Annotated in this window: 8 protein-coding genes and 1 pseudogene; 6 read left to right on the forward strand and 3 right to left on the reverse strand. The window is 66.3% G+C overall.

All coding sequences use genetic code 11. From position 1 onward, the window contains the following. Positions 1–98 precede the first annotated feature (98 nt). Positions 99–2,078 carry a monovalent cation:proton antiporter family protein gene (locus D9X30_RS05685; protein WP_153948981.1) on the forward strand — a complete coding sequence of 660 codons (1,980 nt, stop codon included), beginning with the start codon at positions 99–101 and terminating at the stop codon, positions 2,076–2,078. 34 nt (positions 2,079–2,112) lie between these two features. On the opposite strand, the gene D9X30_RS05690 is transcribed toward D9X30_RS05685, so the two are convergent. After that, a complete protein-coding gene (locus D9X30_RS05690; protein WP_153948980.1) occupies positions 2,113–2,529 on the reverse strand; it encodes a ribbon-helix-helix domain-containing protein in 417 nt (138 codons plus the stop codon). A 46-nt stretch (positions 2,530–2,575) separates the two neighbouring features. Continuing rightward, on the reverse strand, positions 2,576–3,154 hold the full coding sequence (locus D9X30_RS05695) for a DJ-1/PfpI family protein (protein WP_153948979.1): 579 nt from the start codon (positions 3,152–3,154) through the stop codon (positions 2,576–2,578). A gap of 120 nt (positions 3,155–3,274) precedes the next feature. Between D9X30_RS05695 and D9X30_RS05700 the strand changes: the two genes are divergently transcribed. Beyond that, positions 3,275–3,607 (forward strand): type I phosphoribosyltransferase, encoded by a 333-nt coding sequence (locus D9X30_RS05700; RefSeq protein WP_153948978.1) that lies wholly within the window; start codon positions 3,275–3,277, stop codon positions 3,605–3,607. A 145-nt stretch (positions 3,608–3,752) separates the two neighbouring features. Beyond that, entirely contained in the window at positions 3,753–5,429 is a 1,677-nt protein-coding gene (locus tag D9X30_RS05705) for a Na/Pi cotransporter family protein (protein WP_153948977.1), read from the forward strand. 25 nt (positions 5,430–5,454) lie between these two features. Here the strand turns inward: D9X30_RS05705 and uvrA are convergent, their stop codons facing one another. Further along, positions 5,455–8,319, reverse strand: a complete 2,865-nt coding sequence (gene uvrA, locus D9X30_RS05710) for an excinuclease ABC subunit UvrA (RefSeq protein WP_153948976.1) — start codon at positions 8,317–8,319, stop codon at positions 5,455–5,457. A 392-nt stretch (positions 8,320–8,711) separates the two neighbouring features. Here uvrA and D9X30_RS05715 point away from each other — a divergent pair, with 392 nt between their 5' ends. The 3 genes and pseudogenes from D9X30_RS05715 to D9X30_RS05725 form a co-directional block, all read left to right on the forward strand. Next, positions 8,712–9,962 (forward strand): MFS transporter, encoded by a 1,251-nt coding sequence (locus D9X30_RS05715; RefSeq protein WP_153948975.1) that lies wholly within the window; start codon positions 8,712–8,714, stop codon positions 9,960–9,962. Between the two features lie 227 nt (positions 9,963–10,189). Beyond that, entirely contained in the window at positions 10,190–10,738 is a 549-nt protein-coding gene (locus D9X30_RS05720; protein WP_153948974.1) for a single-stranded DNA-binding protein, read from the forward strand. Between the two features lie 318 nt (positions 10,739–11,056). Continuing rightward, positions 11,057–11,219 (forward strand): annotated as a pseudogene (locus D9X30_RS05725) (hydrolase); the annotation flags it as partial.

Consider the following 11,219-nt stretch of genomic DNA (forward strand, 5'->3'; position numbering starts at 1 on the left):
CGGCTGCCACGACGACCGCCGCGCTTGCCGTCTTTTGCCGGCGGGGTGCAGATGCCGGCTCAGGCGCGTGCCCGGCCGTCGTTTTTGAAGCCTGCCGAATGCATTCTCCGCTGGAACTGACCCTCGTGCTGCTGGCCGCCGCCGTTTTTGGCGTGGTGGCCTTCCGCATGCTGCAACTGCCACCCATGCTGGGCTATCTGGCGGTTGGCATCCTGATCGGCCCCCACGCATTGGGGCTGGCCAGCGATACGGGCCAGACCAAGTACCTGGCGGAATTCGGCGTGGTCTTCCTGATGTTCTCGATCGGCCTGGAATTCAGCCTGAGCAAGCTGCGCGCCATGAAGCGGCTGGTGTTCGGGCTGGGCGGGTCGCAGGTGGCGCTGTCGCTGCTGGCCGTGCTGCCGGCCAGCTGGCTGTTCAGCTGGGCGTTCCCGCTGACCTGGCAGGCGTCGGTGGCGCTGGGCGGCGCGCTGGCCATGTCGTCGACGGCCATCGTCGTGAAAATGCTATCCGAGCGGATGGAGCTGGAAAGCGAGCACGGCCGCAACATCATCAGCGTGCTGCTGTTCCAGGATCTGGCCGTGGTGCCGCTGCTGATCATCATCCCGGCACTGTCGCGCGATCCCGGCGACCTGGCCTGGGCGCTGGGGCTGGCCACGGTCAAGATCGTGGTGGCCCTGGGCCTGATCTTCTTCGTCGGGCAGCAGCTGATGAGCCGCTGGTTCCACATCGTGGCGGCGCGCCGGTCGCAGGAACTGTTCATGCTGAACCTGCTGCTGGTCACGCTGGGCATGGCCGCGCTGACCGAACGGCTGGGCCTGTCGATGGCGCTGGGCGCGTTCATGGCCGGCATGCTGATTTCCGAGACCCCGTACCGCCACCAGGTGGAAGAAGACATCAAGCCGTTCCGCGACGTGCTGCTGGGGCTGTTCTTCGTCACCATCGGCATGTTGCTCAACGTGCGCGTGGTGTTCGACCATATCTGGCTGGTGCTGGGCCTGCTGGTGGTGCCGATCCTGTTCAAGCTGGTGCTGATCACCGGGCTGGCACGGCTGTTCGGGTCGCGCCAGGGCGTGGCCATCCGTACCGGCCTGGGGCTGGCGCAGGCCGGCGAATTCGGTTTCGTGCTGCTGAACCAGATCGACGGCATGGGGCTGGTGGACCCGGTGCTGATCCAGGTGATCCTCGCGTCGATGCTCCTGTCGATGCTGGCCGCGCCGTTCCTGATCCAGTACAGCGACGCCATCGTGCTGCGCTTTGCCGCCAACGAATGGCTGATGCAGTCGCTGAACATGACCCGTATCGCGGCCCAGAGCCTGCAGACCGAAAAGCACGCCATCATCTGCGGCTATGGTCGCAGCGGGCAGAACCTGGCGCACATGCTGGAGCGCGAGGGCATTACCTATGTGGCGCTGGACCTCGACCCCGACCGCGTGCGCGAGGCGGCCGCGGCCGGGGACACCGTGGTCTATGGCGATGCCGGGCGGCGCGAATCGCTGATTGCCGCCGGTATCCACCGGGCCGCGCTGGTGGTGATCACGTATGCCAATACGCCCTCGGCGGTAAAGGTGCTGCACCACGTGCAGGAACTGGCGCCCGCGATGCCGGTGATCGTGCGCACGGTGGACGATTCGGAACTCGATACGCTGCAGAAGGCTGGGGCCACCGAGGTGGTGCCGGAAATCATCGAGGGCAGCCTGATGCTGGCGTCGCATGCGCTGGTGCTGCTGGGGGTGCCGATGCGCCGGGTGGTGCGCGGCGTGCAGCAGGCGCGCGACGCGCGCTACAGCCTGCTGCGCGGCTACTTCCACGGCCGCGACGACGAGGAAGACATGGTGGAGCGCGATACGGTGCGGCTGCACTCGGTATCGCTTGGGCCCGAGCATACGGCGGTGGGGCGGCGCCTGGGCACGCTGGGGCTGGAGCGCATCGGCGTGGAGGTCACGGCGGTGCGCCGGCGCGGCATCCGGGCCTTCGATCCCGAGCCCGAAACCGTACTGGAGCCGGGCGACATCGTCGTGCTGCGCGGCACGCCCGAGGCGCTGGAATCGGCCGAAGAACGGCTGGTGCGGCAGTAGGCGCCGGCTTTACCGTTTCACCCGGTCGGACGGATCAGGCGCTGCGCGTTTGCCGTCCGTCTTGCGGAGTTTGTCGGCGCGGGCTGTTGCCGTCGACCCAGGAGGCGGGTAGATCACTCAGTACCGCCCGGGCGTCGAGCGACCGGATCGGTACATCGGTATCGGCGGGGATACGGCCTTCGTTCTGGAGTAACAAGTAGCGCATGCAGCACACGCGCAGGAAAGACGCGAAGTTGGCGGTGAGCGACGCCTCGCCGCGATGTTCGGCCAACTCGTCGTGCAGGCGCGCCAGCAGCTGGTTGATGCTCATGCCGTCACGCTGCGCCAGTTCTTCCAGCACTTCCCAGAACAGGTTTTCGAGCCGGATGCTGGTCGCCACGCCGTGCAGGCGCAGCGACCGCGACTGGGTCTGGTACGAATCCGGATTGGCCCGGATGAAGATCTCACACATGCGAACTCCCGTGCGCCGCGACCGGGCTGGCCGCGTTCGGAAGCCTCTACTCTACGATCCGCGTTCCCAGCACGGCAAGAAACTGCGCCAGCCAGGCCGGATGTGCCGGCCACGCCGGGGCGGTCACGAGGTTGCCATCGGTATGGGCCTGGTCCACGGGGATATCGGCGTACTTGCCGCCGGCCAGCCGCACTTCGGGGGCGCAGGCCGGGTAGGCAGAGCAGGTGCGGCCTTCCAGCACATCGGCCGCAGCCAGCAACTGGGCGCCGTGGCAGACCGCCGCGATCGGCTTGTTGGCCTGGGCGAAGTGACGCACGATCTCGATCACGCGGTCGTTCAGGCGCAGGTATTCCGGCGCGCGGCCGCCCGGAATCACCAGGGCGTCGTAGCTGGCCGGGTCCACATCGGCGAACGTGGCATTGAGCGTGAAATTGTGGCCGCGCTTTTCGGTGTAGGTCTGGTCGCCCTCGAAGTCATGGATGGCGGTGGCGCAGGCGTCACCGGCCTTCTTGTCGGGGCAGACCGCGTGGACCGTGTGGCCCACCATCTGCAGTGCCTGGAACGGCACCATGGTCTCGTAGTCCTCGGCGAAATCGCCGACCAGCATCAGAATCTTCTTTGCCATAGCTGTCTCCTGTATGGTTACGGGTTGCGGACGCCCAAGCAGCCGGGCCATTGTGCGGCGGCAAGGCGGGGCGCGGGTGGTAGCCCGTTACCGCGTGAACTCTTTCCAGACAGATTCCCCATGGCAGATCCCATCATCCAGTCCCCCGATCTCGGCGATGTCACCGGCTACCTGCGTGACCGCATCCGTACCGTGCCGGACTGGCCGCAGCCCGGTGTCCAGTTCCGGGACATCACCCCGCTGCTGCAGAACCCCAAGACGCTGCGCGTGCTGATCGACGACCTGATCGCCACGGGCGGCACCATGATGGCCGGCCGCAAGCTGCTGGAACGCCTGGGCGCCACGGTGGTGGAGGGCGCGGCAATCGTCGATCTGCCAGAACTGGGCGGGTCGAAGCTGCTGCACGGCAGCGGCCTGCCGCTGTTCACGGTCTGCAAGTTCGACGGCCACTGACGCCGGCGCAACGCTTCGGCGGACGTCGGACCCCGTCCAATTGCCCCACATGACAGCGGGGCGCATAATGCCCCCTTGATAACAACGCGATGACCGGGCGGTACGCCTCCTGCCACCCGCCGGCACCGGTCACAAGGGACGCACAATGGGCGTACTGCTTCATCTCCTCTCTGGCGTGGCGCTCCTGGTCTGGGGCACCAATATCGTCAAGGTCGGCATCCTGCGCGTGTACGGCGCCAATCTGCGTCATGTGCTGTCGGCCAGTGTGTCGAACCGGTTCAAGGCATTCGTCGCCGGCCTGGGCGTGACCGGGCTGGTGCAGAGCAGCAATGCCACCGCCGTCATCGTCAGTTCCTTCGTCGGCCAGGGCCTGATCGCCGTGGCCCCGGCGCTGGCCATCATGCTGGGCGCCAACGTGGGCACGGCCGTGATGGTGCAGGTGTTCTCGCTCGACCTGTCATGGCTGTCGCCGCTGCTGATCTTCGTCGGCGTGATCCTCCATCTGAGCTGGAAGGGCAGCAAGGCTGGCCACGTGGGCCGGGTGTTGATCGGGCTGGGCCTGATCACGCTGGCGCTGGAACTGATTTCGATTGCCACGCGCCCCGTGGTGCAGGCCGCCGGCGTCAAGGTGCTGTTCAGCACGCTGACCGGCGACGCCGCGCTGGACATGCTGATCGGCGCCTTCCTGACCATCCTCTGTTATTCCAGCCTGGCCGTAGTGCTGTTCTGCGGCGCGCTGGCGTCGGCCGGCGTGGTGTCGATCCACGTGGCGCTGGCGCTGGTGCTGGGCGCCAACCTGGGGTCCGGCATCTCGGCGCTGCTGACCACGTCGGGCAACAACCAGCCCGGCAAGCGCGTGACGCTGGGCAACCTGCTGTCGCGCCTGCTGGGCTGCGTGATCGCGCTGCCGCTGCTGACCCAGGCCGAGGACCTGCTGGCCCACATCGACGCCGACCCGCAACGGCTGATCGTCAATTTCCACCTGTTGTTCAATGTGGCGCTGGCCGTAGTGCTGCTGGGCGCCACGGCGCCGCTGGCGCGCCTGTGCGAAGCGATCCTGCCCGGCCGCAACACCGGTGACAGCCAGGTGACGCCGCGCCACCTGGACCCCGCAGCGCTGTCCACGCCCACGCTGGCGCTGTCGAATGCCGCGCGCGAGGTGCTGCGCATCGGCGACCGCGTGGAGCAGATGCTCGACAACCTGCTGCGCGTGCTGCGCACCAACGACCTGAAGCTGGCCAACGCTACGTGCCGGATCGACAACGAGGTGGACGACCTGTACACCGCGATCAAGCTCTACCTGACCCAGATCAGCACCGAGGCGCTGGACGAACGCGACGGCCAGCGCTGGACCGAAATCATCTCGCTGACCATCAACCTGGAGCATGCGGGGGATCTCATCGAGCGTGTCATCGTCGATGCCCGGGAGAAGAAGATCGCGCACAACCTGTCGTTCTCCGAGGCCGGCATGCAGGAAATCGCCGAAATGCACGCGCGCGTGGTGAGCAACCTGCGGCTGGGTTTGTCGGTATTCCTGACCGGCGACATCCGCAGCGCACAGCAATTGATGGCCGAGAAGGCCAATTTCCGCGACCTGGAACGCAAGTACGCGCGCTCGCACCTGCAGCGCGTGGCCGTCCAGACGGTCGAAAGTATCGAGACGAGTTCGCTGCACCTCGATGTGATCAGCGAAATGAAGCGGCTCAATTCGCTGTTCTGCGCCACCGCCTACCCGGTGCTGGAGCAGGCGGGGCTGATGAACCGCAGCCGCATGAAGGAAGACACGCCGGGCAAGATCGGCGACGTGGCGGAGGCGCGCTAGGCACGCCGCCCGCCCGTCCGGCGCCTTACTTCCGCTTGAGCAGCGGCGCCAGGTACTTGCCGGTAAAGCTTGCCTTGCTGGCCGCCACGGTCTCCGGCGTGCCCTTGGCAATCACCTGGCCGCCGCCCGCGCCGCCCTCGGGGCCCATGTCGATCAGCCAGTCGGCCGTCTTGATGACGTCGAGGTTGTGCTCGATGATCACCACCGTATTGCCATGGTCACGCAGCTTCTGGATCACCGCCAGCAGCAGTTCGATGTCGTGGAAGTGCAGCCCCGTGGTGGGCTCGTCCAGGATGTACAGCGTGCGGCCCGTGTCGCGCTTGGACAGTTCCAGCGACAGCTTCACCCGCTGCGCCTCGCCGCCTGACAGCGTCGTAGCCGATTGTCCAAGCCGGATATAACCCAGACCGACGTCGAGCAGCGTCTGCAGCTTGCGGCGCACCACGGGCACGGCGCTGAAGAACTCGTGGGCCTGCTCCACGGTCAGGTCCAGCACCTCGGAGATGTTCTTGCCCTTGTAGAGCACCTCCAGGGTCTCGCGGTTGTAACGCTGGCCGTGGCAGACATCGCACGGCACGTAGACGTCCGGCAGGAAGTGCATCTCCACCTTGATCACGCCGTCGCCCTGGCACGACTCGCAGCGGCCGCCCTTGACGTTGAACGAGAACCGGCCCGGATCGTAGCCGCGCTCCTTGGCCGCCGGCACGCCGGCAAACAGTTCGCGGATCGGCGTGAACAGGCCCGTGTACGTGGCCGGGTTCGAGCGCGGCGTGCGGCCAATCGGGCTCTGATCGACGTTGATGACCTTGTCGAAGTGTTCCAGCCCCTCGATCTGGTCGTGCGGCGCCGGTTCGGCCGTCGAGCCATACAGGTGGCGCGCCACGGCGTTGTAGAGCGTGTCGTTGATCAGCGTGGACTTGCCCGAGCCCGACACGCCGGTGATGCATGTCAGCAGGCCCACCGGGATCTCGGCCGACACGTTGCGCAGGTTGTTGCCCGTGGCATTGACGATGCGCAGCAGCCGGTCCGGGTCGGGCGCGGCGCGCTTCTTCGGCACCTCGATGCTGCGCTGGCCGGACAGGTACTGGCCCGTCAGCGACGCCGGAGACTGCTCGATCTGCGCGGGCGTGCCTTCGGCCACGATCATCCCGCCATGCACGCCGGCCCCGGGGCCGATGTCGACCACGTAGTCGCAGGCGCGGATCATGTCCTCGTCGTGCTCCACCACCAGCACGGAATTGCCGATGTCGCGCAGGTGCTTGAGCGTGCCGATCAGGCGGTCGTTGTCGCGCTGGTGCAGGCCGATCGACGGCTCGTCCAGCACGTACATCACGCCGGTCAGGCCCGAGCCGATCTGCGAGGCCAGGCGGATGCGCTGGGCCTCGCCGCCGGACAGCGTGTCGGCGCTGCGCTCCAGCGACAGGTAGTCGAGTCCCACGTTGTTCAGGAAGTTCAGCCGCGCCGAGATCTCCTTGACGATCTTGTCGGCGATCTCGCGCTTGGCGCCGTGCAGGTTCAGCGTCAGGAACCACGTCAGCGCGTCGCGCAGCGGCAGGCCGTTGATCTCGTAGATCGCGCGCGCCTGCTCGTCCTCGCCGATCTTCACGTGGCGGGCTTCGGTGCGCAGGCGCGTGCCGTGGCACACCGGGCAGGCCTGGTTGTTCTGATACTTGGCCAGTTCCTCGCGCACCGCCACCGAGTCGGTCTCGCGATAGCGGCGCTCCAGGTTCGGAATGATGCCCTCGAACGCATGCGAGCGCACCGTGGTGCGGCCGCGCTCGTTGATATACGTGAACGGGATTTCCTGCTCGCCCGAGCCGTGCAGCACCACCTGCTGCACTTCGGCAGGCAGGTCCTCGAACGCGGCCTCGGTGTCGAAGTCGTAAAACGCCGCCAGGCTCTGCAGCATCTGGAAGTAGAACTGGTTGCGGCGATCCCAGCCCTTGATGGCGCCCGAGGCCAGCGACAGGTTCGGGAAGGCCACCACGCGCTTCGGGTCGAAGAACGTGATCTGGCCCAGCCCGTCGCAGCTCGGGCAGGCGCCCATCGGGTTGTTGAACGAGAACAGGCGCGGTTCCAGTTCCTGCAGCGAATACGAGCAGATCGGGCAGGCAAAGCGCGAGCTGAACATGTGCTCGCGGCCGGTATCCATTTCCAGCGCGAGCGCGCGGCCGTCGGCCAGGCGCAGCGCGGTCTCGAACGATTCGGCCAGACGCTGCTTGATGTCGGCGCGCACCTTCACGCGGTCCACCACCACGTCGATCGAGTGCTTCTCGGTCTTCTTGAGCTTGGGCAGGCTGTCCACTTCGTAGACCTTCGCCTCGGCCTCGTGCGCCGTGCCGCCGCCCGAGCGGATGCGGAAGCGCACGAAACCCTGCGCCTGCATCGAATCGAACAGGTCGGAATGCTCGCCCTTGCGGTCGGACACCACGGGCGCCAGGATCATCAGCCTGGTGTCTTCGGGCAGTGCCAGTGCGGCATCCACCATCTGCGACACGCTCTGGGCCTGCAGCGCAATGTTGTGGTCGGGGCAGTAGGGGGTGCCGGCGCGGGCGTAGAGCAGGCGCAGGTAGTCGTGGATCTCGGTGACCGTGCCGACCGTGGAACGCGGGTTGTGGCTGGTGGCCTTCTGCTCGATCGAGATCGCGGGCGACAGCCCTTCGATCAGGTCGACATCGGGCTTTTCCATCAGTTGCAGGAACTGGCGGGCATAGGCGGACAGCGATTCCACGTACCGGCGCTGGCCCTCGGCGTACAGGGTGTCGAACGCCAGCGAGGACTTGCCGGAGCCGGACAGGCCCGTGATCACCACGAGCTTGTTGCGCGGCAGGTCCAGGTTGATGTTCTTCAGGTTGTGGGTACGCGCCCCACGGATCTTGATTTCTTCCATATACCGTTCGTTCGCCCGGTGGGCGGCCTGCGAGCAGGTCGGTCCCGCGGAAATTCGATGTGCCTGGCCAGACGCCTGGGGCGCCCCGGACAAGGGCGCAGCCCGCCGCTTCACGCACATTTCACGCCTGGCCGAAGCCGGACGTGATGGAACAAGCGCGGGAAGCAAACCTGCTAATATACCGAACTTCGGTTTCCGGGGTTACCCGGCGCCAAACGGACGGAAGACGGCGACGTGCCGGCGGGGCCGCAGGCATCGCGGCAGCGTCTGTTGCACGGATGTCTGCGATGCCAGACAAGGCAACGTCCGGGCAACTTCCGGGCGCCAGCGCGTGTCGAAGCTGCCAGGCTGACCGAGCCCGCGACCGAGCCAGAATTCCACCCACGACCGCAATGCCGTCGATCCCCCCTTCCTCACCCAGTCTTTCCAACGAGCCCACCCGCACCGAAACCGTGCGCGACCGCATGACCCGCGGCGAGTTGCACGCCAGCCTGTCGCTGGCCAGCATCTTTGCCCTGCGCATGCTGGGGCTGTTCCTGATCCTGCCCGTCTTCGCCGAATACGCGCGGACACTGCCCGACGGGCACGACGCACAGCGCGTGGGCGTGGCGATGGGCATCTACGGCCTGATGCAGGCCTTCCTGCATATTCCGCTGGGCTGGCTGTCCGACCGCGTGGGCCGCAAGCCGGTCATGGTGGCCGGCCTGCTGCTGTTCGTGGCCGGGGCGCTGGTCGCCGCCTTTTCCGATACGCTGACCGGCATCACCATCGGCCGCGCCCTGCAGGGCATGGGCGCGATCTCGGCAGCCATTACCGCCTGCATCGCCGACCTGACGCGCGAACGGCATCGTACAAAAGCCATGGCGATGGTTGGCGGCAGCATCGGCCTGACGTTTGCGCTGTCGCTGGTGATTGCCTCGCCACTGCTGCACAGCATCGGCATGTCGGGCATCTTCGGGCTGATGGGCGTGCTGGGTGCCCTGGCCATCGGCGTGACGCTGTTCGTGGTGCCGAACCCGCCGCCGCCTCATCCTGTGCAGATGCCGTTTCGCAGGGTCCTGCTCAATGCCGACCTGATCCGCCTGAACGTTGGCGTGCTGGCGCTGCATGCCAGCCAGGTGGCGATGTTCATGGTGGTGCCGGCGATGCTGGGCGATGCCGGCATGCCGCTGGACCAGCACTGGAAGGTGTACCTGCCCGTGGTGCTGGTGTCGTTCCTGCTGATGCTGGCGCCGATGATGGCCGCCGAACGCTACGGCAAGGTGCGGCCGGTGCTGCTGGCGTCGGTGGCGCTGATGACTGCCGTGCAACTGCTGTTCGCCACCGTGCATGGGCTGTGGCCGATCGTGGGCGTGCTGCTGCTGTTCTTCGTGGCGTTCAACGTTTTGGAGGCCATGCAGCCATCGCTGGTGTCGCGCTACGCGGCCGCCAGCCGCGGTGCCGCGCTCGGCGTGTACAACACCACGCAGTCGCTGGGCCTGGCGCTGGGCGGCGTGGCGGGCGGCTGGCTGCTCAAGCACGAGGGCCGTCCGGCGGTGTTCGTGGCCTGCGCGGCGGTGCTGCTGCTGTGGCTTATAATCGCCTGGAGCATGAAGGCGCCGCCGGCTCGCAGCAAGGAGGGCGCCTCGGCAGTGGCGGCCTAGACACAAATTTTCACCTATCCGCAAAAGCCCGACACGCTTTTTCCCGGCATCGGCGGTAGCATTCGACACGCGCCCGACGGAGTATTCCGGACGGCGCGTGATGTCGTTTACGGTCGTCCAGTGATGGGCCTGTGCCGGGTGACGGTCGCGGGCCCGATTAATTTCTGCGAATCTCGCACTACGTTTAACGCCGCGCTGAAAGGGCGCGGTCCTTGGAGAACTCTTATATGGCATCGGTCAACAAAGTCATCCTCGTCGGCAACCTGGGCGCCGACCCCGAAACCCGCTACATGCCCAGCGGCGACGCCGTGACCAACATCCGGCTCGCGACGACCGACCGCTACAAGGACAAGCAGAGTGGCGAGTTCAAGGAAGCGACCGAATGGCACCGCATCGCCTTCTTCGGCAAGCTGGCCGAGATCGCCGGTCAATACCTGCGCAAGGGTTCGTCGGTCTATATCGAAGGCCGTATCCGCACCCGCAAGTGGCAGGACCAGTCGGGCCAGGACAAGTACAGCACCGAAATCGTGGCTGACCAGATGCAGATGCTGGGCGCCCGCCAGGGTGGCGGCGGCGGCGACGAAGGCGGCTACGGCGGCGGTGGCGGTGGCGGTGGCTACAGCCGCGAATCGCAAGGCGGCGGTGGCGGTGGCTACGGTGGCGGCCGCGGCCAGGGCGCCCAGGGCGGCGGTGGCGGCCAGCAGGGTGGCCAGCGCCGTCAGCAGCAGGCCCCGTCGAACGGCTTCGAGGACATGGACGACGATATTCCGTTCTGATCCCGCCTCATACCGGTTGAAAAGAAGAGCCCCGCCCAGTGCGGGGCTTTTTCTTTGGTCTGTCCGTCCTGTGCGCACGTATCGATAAGCCGGCCTCCGCCGGCTTTTTCGTTTCCCGCTCGTTGCGGAGTCGGGCCCCGGGGCAATGTTCAATAATTTTGAATAACTATGACGACGATAGCCCACTTTATGCAGGGCGGCGGTCGCTATAGTTCTGCACATGGACAGCGCAGCAACGCAGCGAAACGAACGAAGCGAAGCCAGCGCCGCCCGATAAACCTCAAACTTATTGAATCGTTTTTAATACCGGAGCCCATCATGTCGAACGCCAAACTGCAAGTCCTGACCCCGCGCAACAGCCAGCTGATCATCATCGACCACCAGCCCCAGATGGCCTTTGGCGTGCAGTCGATGGACCGCCAGACCATGAAGAACAACGTCGTGGGCCTGGCCAAGGCCGCGAAGATCTTCGACGTGCCGA

It is taken from the genome of Cupriavidus sp. U2 (assembly GCF_009663685.2).
In the GTDB taxonomy this organism is placed as follows: Bacteria; Pseudomonadota; Gammaproteobacteria; order Burkholderiales; family Burkholderiaceae; genus Cupriavidus; species Cupriavidus necator_C.